Here is a 16,129-nt window from a genome sequence, read left to right as displayed (position 1 = left end):
CTATTTTGCCTTTTATTACATTATACTGCACCAGTGTGTTCCAAAGAATGTGCTTCACCACTTTTTTCTGATCTTTTCGTTAATCCCGGGAGAACGAGGCTGTAAAATACACCGACAAGTGCTAAACAGCCGCCTACCATCCAATATAGCATTTCCACTCTGAGAAACCCCGGAAAGCTGACGGCAATAAATCCGAGTGTTATGGATTGAGAAAGCATCATCAGCGGGCTTATCCATCCCTGTACTCTTCCCATCATCTTCGGATCAACAATGCTTGGCATCCAGCCGCCAATTGCGATGTTCACTAAAGGGAGGCCAAAAGCTGCAGCAAATACTAAAGAAAGGAAAATAAACGTGTTTTCTGCAAATGAGGCAGCAATGATGAAGCTTCCGGATAACAGCAGTCCGGCAATGATCAACTGATAAAGTTTGAATTTTTGAGTAAGCAAAGAAGCAGCAAAACTGCCAATCAGAACGCCAACCCCAAATACTATTCCGAGCAGGACTGAATATTCCTCATAGGATTGCGGCTCGAGCTTATATTTCAGCATAAAAATAGGCATGACTGAAAATCCGCCGTTTACCACTCCGAAAACGAAGAAACCAACAAGCAAGGCAGATAATAATTTGTGCTGGAGAATATATTTCATCCCCAGATTAAAGTCCTTGAAGACAAGCGGGATATTCAAGTCTTTAAGCCCATGTACACCATTTGGCAGACGGACCTCTTCGGGAATACGGCAGGATTTTATTAATAATGCACTGATGATAAAGGTAAGTGCATCAGTCACAATTGCACCGTATACTCCCACTGTCCAGTATGCAAAAATGCCAAGGCCGTTTCCGAACAGCATGAAAAGACTCATCACAACCTGATTAAGGCCTGCAGCAGTTGTATAATCTTCACTTTTCAATATACCTTGAATCATTGCATGTTCAGCGGGAAAGAAAAATTTCTGAATGGCACTCCTCAGGAACATTACTGCAAATATCAGCGGCATCCAGCCAATAATAATAGTCAGTAAAAGCACCATGGATAATAACGCGCTGATCCAATCACAATGATAAGCTATTTTCTGACGATCCATCCTATCCGCAAACACTCCAACTAAAAAAAATACCGCCAAGGTCGGAACAGAGAACATCAATTCAGTTAAGGTTGCATAAAATGGCTGATCCGAGAAACGATCCAGCAAATAAAACATAAATGCTGTTAAACCAATCGTGCTGCCCATCTGAGAAGTAAAGTTGGCGAAAAACAATTTTACATAATTGGCATTTTGAAAAATTTCTTTGAATTTTTTCATCCCTTTTACCTCAGTTTCCTGTTTATATCACAAATATAAATTGAGACAACCATTTGATAAAGCGGCTTTTGATGGTTTTTATCTCCTCCTGCAGACTGATGGTGACTCACCCCCTATATACGGATGAATTAAAAGGTAATTATTCACACTTGGAACCCGGGTGGTTTACGGTTGTGATCACCGGGGTAATTCCTTAGTACAACCACATCATTAAGCGATTAATATATAAAATACTTTTTTAAAAGGAGATTTTTAAAATGAAAGAAATTATTTCTACTAATGTATTAGTTCAAAACAAGTTCACAATGAAGAAAATGCTTGAAATTTACCAGGCGTCCAAACAATTTGAAGGTACCACTTATCTCTACAGCAAACACAAAGCGGTGGATGCCTCAAACCTTTCTAAATTAGTATCTTTCCTTTTAACAGTGAAACCGCAAACGAGTCTGAAGATCATTGTGGAAGGGACTGAAGTCCAGAACCATCTGGAGCACATCAAAGACATGTGCAGAAACCATGTTTCTGTGCTTCGCATGTCAGAAAAACGTTTAATCAACACAGCTGAAACAATTCAGCTATAAATGACAATTTTATTGCAGAGTGAATGGAGTGAAAATAGATGATACGTACAATTTTTATGGTTGTTGGAGCGATTGTGGTAATTGGCGCGCTAATCAGCTGGTTATTCTAATAAATCAAAAAGGCCTTTTCAGGCCTTTTTATTTTGATCGAATATAAAAAAGTACAGCTTTTCACTGTACTCATGCAATTTATATATTGTCATTCTTCTTTTTCTTTATCTTTCTTTTTATCTTTTTCCTTATCTTTCTCTTTACCTTCTCCTTTCCCTTTATTCCATTTCTCTTTCCATTTCTCTTTTTCTTTTTCAATTCTTTCTTTTATCTTCTCTGTTTCTTTTTTTATGTTTTCTTCCCATACTTTTCTTTGCTGCTCCCTTTGCCTCTGTTCCATCAGACCGGCAATATGAGGGACATTAAATGACTCTGCTTCCTGATTTTTCAGGGCTTCTGACATGATTGCCCGGAATATCGGAGCCGTACCTTCACTGCTGGTGGTTGTAAGATAATTATTTGCATCTGTATTATCATGGCCTACCCATACAGCACCTACAAGCTGTGGTGTATAGCCGACAAACCATTGATCTTTAACTCCGTCAATGCCTTCGATGGTCATTTGTGTACTTCCTGTTTTCCCTGCAACTTCTCTGCCTGGTATTTGGGCAGCCTTCCCTGTACCATGCTGAACTACACCTAGAAGCATGGTTGTTACTTTATCTGCAACATCCTCGGAAATGACTGTTGTATTCTCACCTTTCCACTTTGCTACTGTGACTCCATCTTTATCAACTATTTTTGTAATGGAGTGGGCTTCCGGCCTCTCGCCGCCATTTGCAAATACAGCATATGCCTGTGCCATGGTCAGAGGAGAAACCCATTCACTTGTGCCCCCAAGAGCAAGTGCTAGATTTTGATTGATGGCGTCATCAGGTATGCCAAATCTCTTCGCCGCATCTACCCCTTTTTCCACGCCAATCTCATCCAAAAGCCATACTGCAGGAACATTCAAAGAGTCCTTGACTGCTTCATACATTGGCACATTTCCCCGGAACTGTCCATTATAGTTATTCGGCTCATAATCTTTGCCAAATGTCATTCTTTCATCTTTAAGTTCATCTGTGATCTTCCAACCCGATTCCAGTGCTGCTGCGTATGGCACAATCGGCTTCATTGTCGATCCGGGCTGGCCCACTTTATGAACGGCACGGTTATGGCCAAGAAGGGTATGTTCACCTCTTCCCCCTGCAAGAGCGCGGATTCCGCCATTCTTTGGATCCAAAAGTATGGCTCCGCTTTGCACCGGCTGATCTCCCGTACCTTTAGGGAATAATTGATCATTTTTGTAAGTTTCTTCTACACTGCTCTGCATATCCTGATCAAGCTCTGTGTAAATTTGATAACCGTTACTAAGAAGATCATCAAGGGAAATATTATACTTATTTATAGCCTCTTCAAGAACAACATCTACATAGTAAGGGTATTTCCCTTTAAGAGGATCTCCCCCGCCATCTTCAAAGACAAGTTTTTCATTCTTAGCTTTTTCCCATTCCTTTTCTGAAATAAAGCTGTGTTCCTTCATCCGATCAAGCACAAGGTTTCTTCTTTCAATCGCTTTTTCTTCATTTTGGTAAGGATTGATGGCTGATGGGGCTTTAACCAGCCCTGCCAGCAGTGCTGCTTCGCTAATGGAGAGATCCTCAACATCCTTTCCATAGTACTTCATCGCCGCTCGTTTTATCCCCCAGGCGCCTTCCCCAAAATAAACCTGGTTTAAATACATCTGAAGAATTTCATCTTTGCTGTATTCCTTTTCTATCTCAAGTGCAAGGAAGAATTCTTCAAGCTTCCTTTTATATGTTTTTTCTGCAGACAATAGGGCGTTTTTAGTCAGCTGCTGGGTAAGTGTACTGCCACCCTCAACAATTCCGCCAGCCTTCAGGTTTGTAAAGAACGCTCTGCCTATACCTTTTAAATCGATGCCCCCGTGTTCATAAAAACGGTGGTCTTCAATGGCAATAACCGCATTCTTCATATGATCAGGAATTTGATCAATTGAGATGCCTTCATTTTTATTTGCAGAGATCTTGCTGGCTACTTCCCCATCAGCATCATAAATGACTGTGGATTGTGCAAGCCCTGCTTCGAGTGCACTTATATCCGCATCCTTATATGAAAAATAGACGAAGCTTAAGAAAGCCAGGACCAAAGTAGATGCAAGCAATATGGATACCTGTGTCAAGTGAAGCTTATTCCAAGTTGACTGAAACTTTTTAATAACTGAAGTTTTCTTTCTCATATTTCCTCCAAATTCTTGCTGATGATTAATTTGCATTTGTGCGGAAGTCTTCAGATTACACCGATAACAGCATAACTTCAAAGAATATGTTTTTATATAGTATTTGTTTCCATGCAAATTTCTGAAGGTCATATAAAAAATACCCTGAAATTCCCAATGTTACTCTTCACTATGCTGAAAATTGTGCATTAGAATTTACGGAGCACGGTCATTTTTTATGGGGGTATTTTGTTTTCAAGCTGTATTTTTATGATTTACTCTTCGCAGCAGAGGGTATATAAACAATAAGTTTCCTTACCTTAAGAAGGAGTGAACATTAATGAATTTTAATAAAATTGTACTGGGCTATGATGATACAGACGGAAGCAGACAGGCTTTGAATATGGCAATCGGATTAGTAAAACAAAACCCTGAAGCTCAGCTCCTGGTTGCTCAGGTCTTTGAAGAAACAGTTGAAAATATTCCCATAAACAATGAAAAAGCGGTAGAGCCTGTAAGAACAAATGGCTATCTGCTGGAAGGAATCCAGATCCCCCCTCTTCCGGTATATCACGATGAATCATCTTCCAATACACACGCAAGAGTAAAGCATAGTGTAGACAATACTTTTTACAATGCAAGGGAAATTCTTGAGCCTTACAGCATTAATGCAAAGTTCGATGTTATTGAGGGAAGCCCGGCAGAAAGCATATGTGAATATGCAGCAGCTGAAAACGCCGATTTAATTATTGTGGGAAGCTCAGGCAAAGGCGGAATTAAAAAGATGTTCCTTGGGAGCACCAGTACAAAAATTGCCAGAAATGCTCCTTGCCCGGTGCTTATAGCTAAAGAAAAGGAAAATCCGCAAATCCCTTAATACAGAAAAGCAGCCCGGCGGCTGCTTTTTTATGTGGATAAAGCTATTATTGGTGAAGGTCTTTATTCTCTGCTGCCAGCTCCTCAAACCGTTCTTTAGAAGACAATTCGTCGAAACTGCTGTAAATTCTAAAGTGGTCCTGATCAATAATCCGGTAGTGCTGGCTGATGATATTCTGCTGAAGGATCAAACTGTTGCTTCTCTTTAATTCCCTCCACCAGAGCTTTCCGCCAAGAGTCTTTTCCTTTCTATAATCGATTCCTTCTCTGGCAATTGTCTCCAAAACTTCAAGTGGTTCATTTCCAAACAAGAATCGGACTGTTTCCGTTTCTCTGAATAATGCACAAACAGCTACCACTGTCGACCAGCCTGCCTCTGCTCGCCCTTTCTCAATTTGAACCAGGGTCTTTTTTGAAACACCAATAATTTCCGCCATCTTATCCTGTGTGTATCCTGCCTCTGTACGAATAAGACGGATCTTATCTGAAACTTTCAGTATAATTTCATCTCTAGTCAATGCAGCTTCATTCCCTTTTTATTGTTGGTGTAAATTTACACCTGTTTCTATATTATAAAAGAAATAATAACCATTTTTCAAATAAAACACTGCCTTTTTCTTTAACTATACCAATTATCACAAAAAAATGACTGTGCTTTTAGTCACAAAGTTGACCATAATCCCCAGGAAAAAAATTACTGATATTTTCCATTAAATTAACAGAGGATTTTGCTGTATTCTATCGAAATCTATGGGTTAACTGTTATTATGCAAAAAAGTGGAGGATAACATGACAATTGAAACAAATAATGCCATATTGAAACTTCTGCTAACGGAAAAAGAAAGCCTTTTAAGTGAATGGAATGATAAAATCCTCATAAATAAGGATGATCCTTTTAAAGATAAAATCAAAGATAATGGCGACGCCATGTTCCAATTAATTATTCAAATTTTGATAAAAGACGGGAAAGAACTAGAAAACTATATTCAAAAACTGGCCTACTCAGTCGCTGAACAGCGAGTAAAAGCAGATATTAATATTGGAGACTTTGTCTATAATGTCAACTTGGGAAGAACAATCGTTCTCAATATATTGAATCGTTCCGAAATTCATTATCACGATCTCCAGAGACAGTTCGAAAGAATCGGTTATTGCTTCGACAAATTCTTATATCACGCTGTCTCCAGATATACGGATGCCAAAGATCAGATTATTAAGGAAAAGACACAATTTATCGATTCCACCCATAAAGACAGATTAACCCTTCTGGGCCAAATGACTTCAAGCTTTATACATGAGTTCAGAAATCCGCTTACCTCTGTACAAGGGTTCATTCAGCTGTTAAGATCCGAAAACCCCTCCATGAAGTATTTGGATATCATTTCTAATGAACTGGAGCAGCTGAATTTTAGAATTTCACAATTCTTGCTCCTATCTAAAAAGGAACTGATTGGAAAAGAAAAAATCACTTTCTCTCTAAATGAATTAATAGATGAAGTACTGATATTTCTATATCCCAGTATCCTGGATGGAAAGGTTAAAATTCTTCAGGACATGAAAGAAGATATATATTTAAATGGCTATGCTGATGAAATCCGTCAAGTTCTCATTAATATTATTTTCAATGCCATTGATGTGCTTACACAGTACCGGAGCGACCCTGTCATCTATATTAAAAGCAAATGGACTCCAGACGGCCAAATCAAACTGGATATTTCTAACAACGGACCAAGAATCCCGGATCATCTTATCAATTCCATTTTTGAACCATTTGTTACAACAAAAACACTCGGCACGGGGCTGGGGCTATTTGTCTGCAGAGAGATAATTGAAAAGCATCAAGGGACTCTGACCTGTGATACCGAATCAGACTGGACCGTGTTCAGCATATCTCTGCCAACTGAAAAGCTGACTAAAGACATGAGCTGACTCCGAATCCGGGGATCAGCTTTTTCGTCTTCAATGCTAAAAATGCTTATATGATATAAACAAAAAAGCATATATTTTTATTTGCTTTCAGATTATTATTAATATAATTGTCAGATTGTTTGAGGAGGTTTGTCACTTGTTTTCTTTAAAAGTAGATAAAGATATAGAATTGCAATTGTTCCAGCTTCATCATTCAGAAGAGCTTTTCAGCTTGGTGGACAGGAACCGCAGCCACTTAAGAGAATGGCTTCCATGGGTAGATAATATGGCTTCACCTGTTCAGTATCATTCGATCATTCCTATATGGCTGAAACAGTTTGCGGATAATAACGGCTTTAATGCCGGAATCCGTTATCAGGGAAAACTTGCAGGCTCTATTGGTTTTCACCAGATCGACTGGAACAGCAGACAAACCAGCATTGGATACTACCTTGCAGAAGATTTTGAGGGTAGCGGAATTATGACACGAAGCGTGCAGGCCATGATCAATCATGCTTTTTTTGATTTAAAACTGAACCGCATCGAGATACGCTGCGGGATCAGAAACGGGAAAAGCCGTGCGATCCCTGAACGGCTTGGCTTTCGCCAGGAAGGAATCATCCGGGATGGCGAGTATCTTTATAATCGATATCACGACCTTGCCGTATATGGACTTCTGGCAAGAGAATGGAGTGTTTAAGAAAAGCGCGAGCGCCTTGCCCACGAAGGAACGCAGACTAAAAAACGCCACGTCCTGTGGCAACGTCTGCATGACCCGCATCCTCTCAAAAGCTGTCGCTTTTGGTCGTGCGATGATTATGCTGCCTTCCTTGTCCTGCGTGCCTCAAGCACAAGACGTTCCTCCCGGAAAGGCGTTCTTTGCCTTTTTGGGAGGAACGGCTTGTGACCTCGAGGGGGTAGGCGCTGGAGCTAGACAATTCTCGAAGTTAAAAGTTCATTCTTATAGTTTAAACAAAAAGCCTGCTCAGGCTTTTTTATTTTTCCCTGCATTATTTATTTTTCCAGATTACATCTCTTAATTAAGGGTAATTTCATATAAAGCAAATCCTTTATTCATGGTTTATTTGTAAAATTCATGAATAAGGGAAAAGTACTTATAATAAAGGAGGTGCCTGCCCCTTACATATGTGTAAGGGATATATATGATCACCCTTAACCTATTCTTATTATTTTTATTAATCGCATTAACCGCTTTTTTTGTGGCATCTGAATTCGCCATTGTTAAAGTGCGGACATCACGAATTGATCAGCTTATGCTGGAGGGAAATCCTAAAGCCCGTTCTGCAAAACAAGTAATTAGCAGTCTGGATGAATATCTATCTGCCTGTCAGCTTGGAATTACAATCACCGCACTGGGCCTCGGCTGGCTGGGTGAACCGACTATTGAGAGATTGCTTCATCCTGTATTTGAAAGCCTTAACTTGCAGGCTTCTATAACTCATTTTCTCTCCTTTATCATTGCTTTTGCTGTTGTGACATTTCTCCATGTGGTCATTGGAGAGCTTGCGCCAAAAACCTTTGCCATTCAAAAAGCTGAGGCCATAACTTTAACTTTTTCAAAGCCATTAATATTATTTTATAGGATTATGTATCCGTTTATCTGGATTTTAAATGGTTCAGCCAGAATTGTTACAGGATTATTTGGACTGAAGCCGGTTTCAGAGAGCGAAATGGCCCATTCAGAGGAAGAACTTCGGATTATCCTGTCTGAAAGCTTAAAGAGCGGTGAAATTAATCCATCCGAATACCAGTATGTTGATCGAATATTTGAATTTGACAATAGAATCGCCAAAGAGATTATGGTTCCGCGGACCGAGATTGTTACCATCCCGGAAGATTCATCACTGTCAGAAACCCTCGATCTAATATTGAATGAGCGATATACCCGCTATCCGGTTACGGCGGGTGATAAGGATAATATTCTCGGGATCATTAATGTAAAGGAAATCTTAACTGACTGTGTAAGAAAAAAATGTGAAGGCAAACACCCCTTACTGCAATATATTAAACCTGTCATCAGGGTGATTGAAACTATCCCCATACACGATTTGCTCCTTAGAATGCAAAAGGAGCGTTCACATATGGCAATTCTCCTTGATGAGTACGGCGGAACCGCCGGAGTGGTCACAGCAGAAGATATCCTGGAAGAAATCGTAGGTGAAATCCGGGACGAATTTGATGCCGATGAACTTCCGCTTATCCAAAAGTCAGGGGAAAACCAATATATCCTTGATGCGAAACTGCTGATTTCAGAAGCAAATGATCTCCTGGGAACAACATTATCTGATGATGATGTGGACACTATCGGCGGCTGGATCATGACACAGAAGTATGATGCTGTTCAGGGAGACTTTATTGAAGAAGAAGGATACAGATTTATTATTAAAGAAATGGATGGACACCATATTTCTTATATAGAAGTTGTGAAAATGTAATTCTGTATTTTTTATAAACCGGGAGCGCACTTTTGCTCCCGGTTTTTTGCTGCATGGCGGACAGATTAAGCTGCATCTTTTCGAAACCCTTTTATTTTTTTATTTTTCCGAATATTTTTACTTCATATTTAATGAATAATTTCATAAAATAAATGTAATCCTTTTTTCCAAACTGCTACGTTTGACTGTACGGTTTCCGCTAACGTATAATTGATTCTAACTATATCTCTTGTTGTAAAGCATTATTATGGAGATATAAGTATTCAAAACAGAGGTGATATGATGGGGCTTACTATCGTATCGGCGAATTAGCCAATATTGCTAACGTTTCTAAAAGAACGATTGACTACTACACTAGCATTGGCCTAATAAAAGCGAAACGCTCAAAATCAAATTATCGCATATATTCAGAAGAAGTATTGTCTGATCTAAGATTTATTGAAGAATGCAAAATACTGCATCTTCCACTTGAAGAGATTAAGAGAAAACTAGAAATGAAAACGAAAAGGGAGATTCAGACTGGGGAAGTTGAAAAGCATATTAACGCAGTCACATTACAGATGAAACAGCTGCAACAGGAAATAGCTGTGCTCATGCCGCTCATCAATACAATGAATGAGGAGCAGAAGGATGGCTTCTCCAGAAAGCTGACTGCCGAAAGTACTGCATTGCTCCGTTCCCTTTCCGGCTTAACTAGCTAATCCCATTTTTCACAAAATCAGGAGGTGACACCCTGCCCGTTTAGGCGGGATAAGGGGAACTTATTTGGACATATTAAACTTGGTTTTTATAGCCATTTTAATTGCTTTAACGGCTTTTTTCGTTACTTCGGAATTTGCCATTGTTAAAATACGAAGTTCCAGAATTGATCAGCTAATTGAAGAAGGCAATAAAAATGCAATTGCTGCGAAGAAAGTGATTTCCAATTTGGATGAATACCTTTCAGCCTGCCAGCTGGGAATTACCATTACAGCACTCGGTCTTGGCTGGCTGGGTGAGCCGACAATTGAACATCTGCTGCGTCCGGTGATAAATAGTTTCGGTCTGCCTTCATCCATTTCGCATGTTATCTCATTCAGCATTGCTTTTGCTTTTATCACCTTCCTGCATGTAGTTGTGGGAGAATTGGCTCCAAAGACTCTGGCGATACAAAAAGCAGAAGCGGTAACACTTTTAACAACACGTCCTTTAATCTGGTTTTACCGGATTATGTATCCGATCATTTGGGCGTTGAATGGTTCTGCCCGCCTATTGACCAGCATGTTTGGACTAAAGCCTGCTTCTGAACACGAATTAGCACATTCTGAAGAAGAACTTCGCATTATTTTATCAGAAAGCTATGAAAGCGGCGAAATTAACCAATCTGAGTTTAAGTATGTAAATAAAATCTTTGAGTTTGATAATCGGATCGCGAAAGAAATCATGGTTCCGCGTACTGAAATTGTTTCTCTCTCAAAAGATGATACACTTGAAGATTTCCTGCAAATCGTTCAGGAAGAGAAATTTACTCGATATCCCATTATAGATGGAGATAAGGATCATATCATTGGCATGGTCAATATTAAAGAAGTCATGACAGATCTCATTATGAACCGGGAATTATCATCAAGCACTCTTGAATCATATATTCGTCCCATTATCCGGGTCATTGACAGCATCCCTATCCATGAGCTGCTGCTTAAAATGCAAAAAGAACGCATCCACATGGCCATCTTAATGGATGAATACGGTGGTACCTCGGGGCTAGTGACTGTTGAGGATATCATTGAAGAGATTGTTGGCGAGATCCGTGATGAGTTCGACATGGATGAAGTACCGATGGTCAGAAAGACGCAAGAAGGCCAATATATCATTGATTCAAAAGTTCTTGTCAGCGAAGTCAACGACTTGCTGGGTACCGATATTAATGATGAAGATGTTGATACCATTGGCGGATGGATATTGACTGAGAATTACGAAGCCAAACAAGGTGATATTATCGAGCACGAAAAATATCGATTTAAAATTCTCGATATGGAAGAGCACCACATTAAGTATGTTGAAGTGACAGCAGTACCTGAAACAGAAGAGCCGGCACCTGCAAAAGAAGTGCCTTTTACTGAATCAGAAGTATTGTCTTAAATAATAAAAGGAACAGCCTGTTTGAGTGCTGTTCCTTTTATTTGACCTTATTGCTCCCGCGGAAATCTAATCTTGAATTTGGTCCCTTCCCCCTTTTCACTGCTGACAGTAATTTCTCCGCTGTGCAGCTGAACAAGCTGTTTTACAATGGAAAGACCAATGCCAAACTCACCAAACGAATGATTGGTCCTGGATAAATCCGCTTTATAAAAACGCAGCCAGATCGACTCAATTTCTTGCGGATCGATGCCTATACCCGTGTCTTCTATTACGATCAATGTCTGATCGGGATTTTCTTTGCCCCTAATAAATATGGAGCCCTGCTCGGTGAATTGAATGCTATTTTTTACAATATTAACCAAAATCTGAATTAGCCGGTCATAATCCGCATAAACTGAAACCCCTTCTTCAGCCTCTATATAAATCCTGTTTCCCTTTTTCTCTGCCTGAATTTCCAGCTGTTCCTTAACAATTTCAAAGGCTTCCATGAGATCAATATCCATTTTATTCAGCTGCAGCTGATTGGAACGGATCTTTTCATAATCCAGATTTTCATTCACCAGCCGGATAAGCCTCTTTGCTTCCCTGTCTATCAGAATCATCCCTTTTTCTGTATCCGCCTCCGGGATCAGACCTCCCTTAATGCCTTCAGCCAAACCGCTGATAGTGGTCAGAGGAGTCCGAAGCTCGTGCGAGACATCAGCAATGAATTTCCTTCTTCTATTTTCCAGTCTTCTGATTTCTTCATTAGATTCCCTCAATCTTGCTGCCATATCATTAAAGTCTTTAGCCAGTTCACCAATTTCGTCCATATAGGTGTAGGGAACATTGATATCATAGTTACCGGATGAAATCATAGAGGCAGCATTCCTAAGCTCCGTTATCCTCTTGATCAGATTTTTAGAAAGAACCAGACTTAAAAGAATGGTCGCAGAGAGTGAAATAAAAATGGTATATAATAAAAATCGATTTAATTGGCTGACAACCTCCATAGCCCCTGTTATTGGGGACAGAAGCAAAACTCCGCCAACAATATTGCCCTCCTGCATATATGGCAGGGCAACCAATGTTACCTCCTGGCCGAAACGTTCTATATCATGCTTTACAGTTACTTTTTTTCCTTTCGAAATTTCAGCCCACTCGGATTTGGTCAGCTGAATCATCGGATCCGATTTAAGTTCAGGGTACAAGACCCTTCCTTTATGATCAAAGAGAATGTATTTGATGTTTCTGGCATCGAGCAGCTGGCTGTATTCTGTCAGAAATTGTTCATCCCCCTCTATCCTGACTGTTATGTCTGTCAGGATCTGCTCTCCATAGGAATCGAGCTCTTCCACTTTATTTTCAAAAATATAATTCTCCACAAACTGGGAGAATAGAAGGCTTAATAACAGGAAGGCCAGTATAAGGATGCTGACATGGCTGATCAGCAGCTGATAAAAATATTTAACCTTCATTTTCCGCTGCCGTTTCATCGAATTTATAACCTACACCCCATACCGTATGAATAAAGGGCTGCTCATCCGTGCCTATTTTTTTCCGAAGCCGCTTTATATGTACATCTACCGTTCTTTCATCTCCATAAAACTGATATCCCCATACACTATCGAGCAGCTGCTCTCTTGTAAAAACCTGTTTCGGATGTTTTACAAGATAATACAGCAGGTCAAATTCCTTTGGGGTCAAATTCTTGAGAAGCTGCCCATTATAATATGCCTCTCTGGATTCTTTGCTGATTTTGAAGTATCCACTGGCAACATATTGTGGGTCTTCCCCTGATCCTGCTTCAGCCTGAAACCTGCGTGTTACCGCTTTGATCCTGGCCATCAGCGTCAGCGGACTGAATGGCTTGGTCACATAATCATCGGCACCCATTTCAAGGCCCAGAACCTGATCGGATTCGCTGTCTTTAGCCGTCAGCATAATAATCGGAACCTTGCTCAGTTCCCTTATTTTCCGGCAGAGCGTCACTCCATCCATGACCGGAAGCATCCAATCAACAATAATTAAGTCCCATTTTTCTTTATTAAAATGCTCAAATCCCCGCTGGCCGTCGTGAACAAAAACACCCTGATACCCTTCTTTCATAAAGAACATCTCCAGCATTGAACAGACACTTTCATTATCTTCCACAACAAGTATTTTCATTTTCCCTTCACCGCCCCTGAACAGTCTTTTATTCTTAATGTAATCGAAATGAGTGTTTTTTTTCAATGAATATCTCTGACCTTAATGTTTTTCTAAGAATTTTCTTCAAAGAATATTGTGTTTTGCTTATAAATTCAGCCCGTTGATTTCCGCTGCAGGCACTTGCTTTCCGCGGGGAGGAATGCGATCCTCCTCGGCTACGCCTGCGGGGTCTCACACTTCCCTCTCCTCCCGCAGGACATTGAAAAAGCTTCCTCGAACGAACACCGCACGAAGAAAATGCGTCAGCATTTTCGAGGATCTGTGCCCTCCGCTCCAATCAACTAAGTAAATAAAACTAAGTTATGTAAAACAACAAAACTTTACGAAAGGAGCCTTTTCTATAAAGTCAACCAAATTTTTTATTGTTATCAATATCTTGGGAAATGCTAAATAAGACTTATCATTTTGAAAGGAGTCCAGTATAAGATGAATAAAAAATTTCTATTACTACTATCTTTTTGCATTTTATTATTAGGGACCGCTTTATCGGTTAATGCGGAAACAGCGCCAAAGGGAAAATCACCCGCACAGGAGCCAAAACATGAACACCATCACAGAATGATCGATGAATCCTTAATGAAAACCCTTCAGGAACAAGGATTCACAAAAAAAGAAATCTTCATAGCTGCCCACATTGCAAAGTTTTCAAATAATCAGGTTGCAGAGGTATTGAATTTTTATAAAAAAAATAACTCCTCCTGGGAAAAAACAGCACAGCAGTATGGTGTGGATTTAGAAAAAATAAAGAAGCATCATCATCACATGGATAAATTCCTGGAAGCGAACAAGCAGGTTGTTCTGCAAAAGATCTCCGAGCATTCCGGCAAATCGACTCAAGTGCTGCAGGGGTATCTTGAGAAAGGAGTCCCTCTTCGTTTCCTTGTTTCAGGTGCAGCCATGGCAAAGGCGGCAAATAAGGATCTGGGAGAAATAATCCAAATGAGGGAACAAGGAAAATCATTACCAGAAATAAAAACGGAATTAAATCTTGATAAAGAAAAAATCCATGCAGAAATGAAAAAACTGGTTGATGAAATTCACAAGGAAATCAGAAAGGCAAACTAATAAGTTAAAACCGCAGAGTGACCATCTCTGCGGTTTCGTTTTATATAAAACAGACTTATAATGAAAGGGAGAGGTGATCAAAATGACAGATGAAAACCCAGTGTACCCAGCCGACCTGGATGAAGAAACTTTATTCATGGTTTCCCAGACTTTCAAAGCTTTATCAGATCCAACCAGGCTTAGAATTCTTCACTTATTATTTCACGGAGAGTATTCTGTAAATGAAATTGCCGAAAATCTATCCCTGCTTCAGTCAACCGTTTCTCACCAGCTTCGCTTTTTGAAAAACCTGCGTCTGGTAAAATTCCGCCGTGAAGGAACTACTCTCTTCTACAGCCATGATGATGAACATGTTATAAGTTTATTGAATCAGGCAATTGAACATAGCCAGCATTCATGAATAAGCTTTCCTTAGGGCCTTATTAATTGCAGCTTTCATTATGACCGGGACAGCCTTTTCTTTCTCCCTCCACTTGTATCGTGCTATGCTCAATCCCATATTCATCATGCAGTATAGATTGAGCAGCATGAAGGACTGCATCGTGGCCGCCATCATTTTCAATTACAAGATGGCAGCTAAGAGAAGGAAAACCGGAAGTAATCGTCCAAATATGAAGATCGTGAACATCTTTTACATGTGCAAGTCCGAGGAGCGCACTTTTAATATCCTCAGGGTTCAGGTGGGAAGGTGTTCCCTCCATTAATACGTGGAAAGACTCTTTTGCAACTCTCCATCCGCTTACAAGGATAAGAACTGCTACTATTACACTGGCAATCGGATCAGCAAGTCCCCATCCGAAGAAATAAATTAAAAGCGCAGCCGCAATAGCTCCAACCGAACCAAGCAGGTCACCAAGAACATGCAGAAAAGCGCTCCTTACATTTAAGTTGTGATCCTTATCCCCACTCATTAATATGAATGCTGCTGCAATATTAACAAAGAGCCCGATCGATGAAATCACGAGCATCCCCATACTTTGAACAGCCGGCGGCTCAAGAATGCGGTGATAGGCTTCATAGAAAATATAGAGAGAAATTAAGAGCAGTGTAATTCCATTTATTGAAGCAGCAATGATTTCAAATCGTTTATAGCCAAATGTTTTTGAATTCGTCGCCTTTTTTTCGCCTATTTTGATAGCCAGAAAACTTAAGCCAAGCGCAGCTGCATCACTCAGCATGTGTCCGGCGTCCGATAGCAGTGCAAGGCTGTTAGTCCATATTCCGCCAATCACTTCTACAATCATAAATGAAGCAATTAAAATAAATGCCCACAGCAAAGCCTTTTTATTGCCAGTGTGATGGTGATCATGTGAATGATCGTGCCCATGACTGTGTCCCATATAATGCACCTCT

General features: G+C 40.1%; 16 protein-coding genes. 10 read left to right on the top strand and 6 right to left on the bottom strand.

Annotated elements, in window-relative coordinates; translation table 11 throughout:
- Positions 1-20 precede the first annotated feature (20 nt).
- Positions 21-1,307 carry an MFS transporter gene (locus PBF_RS02840; protein ID WP_035326802.1) on the bottom strand — a complete coding sequence of 429 codons (1,287 nt, stop codon included), beginning with the start codon at positions 1,305-1,307 and terminating at the stop codon, positions 21-23.
- A 257-nt stretch (positions 1,308-1,564) separates the two neighbouring features.
- On the opposite strand from PBF_RS02840, the gene PBF_RS02835 reads away from it, so the two are divergent.
- Complete coding sequence (locus tag PBF_RS02835) at positions 1,565-1,888, top strand: hypothetical protein (protein ID WP_035326799.1); 324 nt, start codon at positions 1,565-1,567, stop codon at positions 1,886-1,888.
- A 199-nt stretch (positions 1,889-2,087) separates the two neighbouring features.
- Here the strand turns inward: PBF_RS02835 and PBF_RS02830 are convergent, their stop codons facing one another.
- Complete coding sequence (locus PBF_RS02830; RefSeq protein ID WP_035326796.1) at positions 2,088-4,181, bottom strand: transglycosylase domain-containing protein; 2,094 nt, start codon at positions 4,179-4,181, stop codon at positions 2,088-2,090.
- A gap of 319 nt (positions 4,182-4,500) precedes the next feature.
- On the opposite strand from PBF_RS02830, the gene PBF_RS02825 reads away from it, so the two are divergent.
- On the top strand, positions 4,501-5,037 hold the full coding sequence (locus tag PBF_RS02825; protein WP_035326794.1) for a universal stress protein: 537 nt from the start codon (positions 4,501-4,503) through the stop codon (positions 5,035-5,037).
- A 46-nt stretch (positions 5,038-5,083) separates the two neighbouring features.
- On the opposite strand, the gene PBF_RS02820 is transcribed toward PBF_RS02825, so the two are convergent.
- On the bottom strand, positions 5,084-5,554 hold the full coding sequence (locus tag PBF_RS02820) for a helix-turn-helix transcriptional regulator (RefSeq protein ID WP_035326792.1): 471 nt from the start codon (positions 5,552-5,554) through the stop codon (positions 5,084-5,086).
- Between the two features lie 271 nt (positions 5,555-5,825).
- Between PBF_RS02820 and PBF_RS02815 the strand changes: the two genes are divergently transcribed.
- From PBF_RS02815 to PBF_RS02790, 6 genes are all read left to right on the top strand, one after another.
- Positions 5,826-6,965, top strand: coding sequence for a histidine kinase N-terminal domain-containing protein (locus tag PBF_RS02815; RefSeq protein ID WP_035326789.1), 1,140 nt, complete (start codon positions 5,826-5,828; stop codon positions 6,963-6,965).
- A gap of 136 nt (positions 6,966-7,101) precedes the next feature.
- Positions 7,102-7,644, top strand: coding sequence for a GNAT family N-acetyltransferase (locus PBF_RS02810; RefSeq protein WP_035326786.1), 543 nt, complete (start codon positions 7,102-7,104; stop codon positions 7,642-7,644).
- Positions 7,637-7,984: a hypothetical protein gene (locus PBF_RS02805; RefSeq protein WP_035326784.1), complete on the top strand. Its 348-nt coding sequence runs from the start codon at positions 7,637-7,639 to the stop codon at positions 7,982-7,984. The genes PBF_RS02810 and PBF_RS02805 overlap by 8 nt, the downstream gene beginning before the upstream one ends.
- Positions 7,985-8,107: 123 nt before the next feature.
- Positions 8,108-9,400, top strand: coding sequence for a hemolysin family protein (locus tag PBF_RS02800; protein WP_035326782.1), 1,293 nt, complete (start codon positions 8,108-8,110; stop codon positions 9,398-9,400).
- Between the two features lie 299 nt (positions 9,401-9,699).
- Positions 9,700-10,101: a MerR family transcriptional regulator gene (locus PBF_RS02795; protein ID WP_081757221.1), complete on the top strand. Its 402-nt coding sequence runs from the start codon at positions 9,700-9,702 to the stop codon at positions 10,099-10,101.
- A gap of 64 nt (positions 10,102-10,165) precedes the next feature.
- The gene (locus tag PBF_RS02790) at positions 10,166-11,521 is read left to right on the top strand and encodes a hemolysin family protein (protein ID WP_035326778.1); all 1,356 of its coding nucleotides are present in this window, start codon (positions 10,166-10,168) and stop codon (positions 11,519-11,521) included.
- A gap of 47 nt (positions 11,522-11,568) precedes the next feature.
- On the opposite strand, the gene PBF_RS02785 is transcribed toward PBF_RS02790, so the two are convergent.
- Entirely contained in the window at positions 11,569-12,978 is a 1,410-nt protein-coding gene (locus PBF_RS02785; RefSeq protein ID WP_035327576.1) for a sensor histidine kinase, read from the bottom strand.
- Positions 12,968-13,669, bottom strand: coding sequence for a response regulator transcription factor (locus tag PBF_RS02780; protein WP_035327574.1), 702 nt, complete (start codon positions 13,667-13,669; stop codon positions 12,968-12,970). The genes PBF_RS02785 and PBF_RS02780 overlap by 11 nt, the downstream gene beginning before the upstream one ends.
- 468 nt (positions 13,670-14,137) lie before the next feature.
- Between PBF_RS02780 and PBF_RS02775 the strand changes: the two genes are divergently transcribed.
- Both PBF_RS02775 and PBF_RS02770 read left to right on the top strand, forming a co-directional pair.
- Entirely contained in the window at positions 14,138-14,776 is a 639-nt protein-coding gene (locus PBF_RS02775) for a hypothetical protein (RefSeq protein WP_035326776.1), read from the top strand.
- Positions 14,777-14,858: 82 nt separating this feature from the next.
- Positions 14,859-15,176, top strand: a complete 318-nt coding sequence (locus tag PBF_RS02770) for an ArsR/SmtB family transcription factor (RefSeq protein ID WP_035326772.1) — start codon at positions 14,859-14,861, stop codon at positions 15,174-15,176.
- 22 nt (positions 15,177-15,198) lie between these two features.
- Here PBF_RS02770 and PBF_RS02765 read toward each other — a convergent pair whose 3' ends face one another.
- Positions 15,199-16,116: a cation diffusion facilitator family transporter gene (locus PBF_RS02765; protein ID WP_035326770.1), complete on the bottom strand. Its 918-nt coding sequence runs from the start codon at positions 16,114-16,116 to the stop codon at positions 15,199-15,201.
- Positions 16,117-16,129 lie beyond the last annotated feature (13 nt).

The sequence above is a fragment of the Cytobacillus firmus DS1 genome, assembly GCF_000565285.1.
In the GTDB taxonomy this organism is placed as follows: Bacteria; Bacillota; Bacilli; order Bacillales; family Cytobacillaceae; genus Cytobacillus; species Cytobacillus firmus_A.
This window is presented reverse-complemented; position numbering and strand designations above follow the sequence as displayed.

Bases quoted from the DNA above. Each gene is read 5' to 3' on its own strand.
- PBF_RS02840 (WP_035326802.1), bottom strand. From the start codon at position 1,307: ATGAAAAAATTCAAAGAAATTTTTCAAAATGCCAATTATGTAAAATTG.
- PBF_RS02835 (WP_035326799.1), top strand. From the start codon at position 1,565: ATGAAAGAAATTATTTCTACTAATGTATTAGTTCAAAACAAGTTCACA.
- PBF_RS02830 (WP_035326796.1), bottom strand. From the start codon at position 4,181: ATGAGAAAGAAAACTTCAGTTATTAAAAAGTTTCAGTCAACTTGGAAT.
- PBF_RS02825 (WP_035326794.1), top strand. From the start codon at position 4,501: ATGAATTTTAATAAAATTGTACTGGGCTATGATGATACAGACGGAAGC.
- PBF_RS02815 (WP_035326789.1), top strand. From the start codon at position 5,826: ATGACAATTGAAACAAATAATGCCATATTGAAACTTCTGCTAACGGAA.
- PBF_RS02800 (WP_035326782.1), top strand. From the start codon at position 8,108: ATGATCACCCTTAACCTATTCTTATTATTTTTATTAATCGCATTAACC.
- PBF_RS02785 (WP_035327576.1), bottom strand. From the start codon at position 12,978: ATGAAGGTTAAATATTTTTATCAGCTGCTGATCAGCCATGTCAGCATC.
- PBF_RS02780 (WP_035327574.1), bottom strand. From the start codon at position 13,669: ATGAAAATACTTGTTGTGGAAGATAATGAAAGTGTCTGTTCAATGCTG.
- PBF_RS02775 (WP_035326776.1), top strand. From the start codon at position 14,138: ATGAATAAAAAATTTCTATTACTACTATCTTTTTGCATTTTATTATTA.
- PBF_RS02770 (WP_035326772.1), top strand. From the start codon at position 14,859: ATGACAGATGAAAACCCAGTGTACCCAGCCGACCTGGATGAAGAAACT.
- PBF_RS02765 (WP_035326770.1), bottom strand. From the start codon at position 16,116: ATGGGACACAGTCATGGGCACGATCATTCACATGATCACCATCACACT.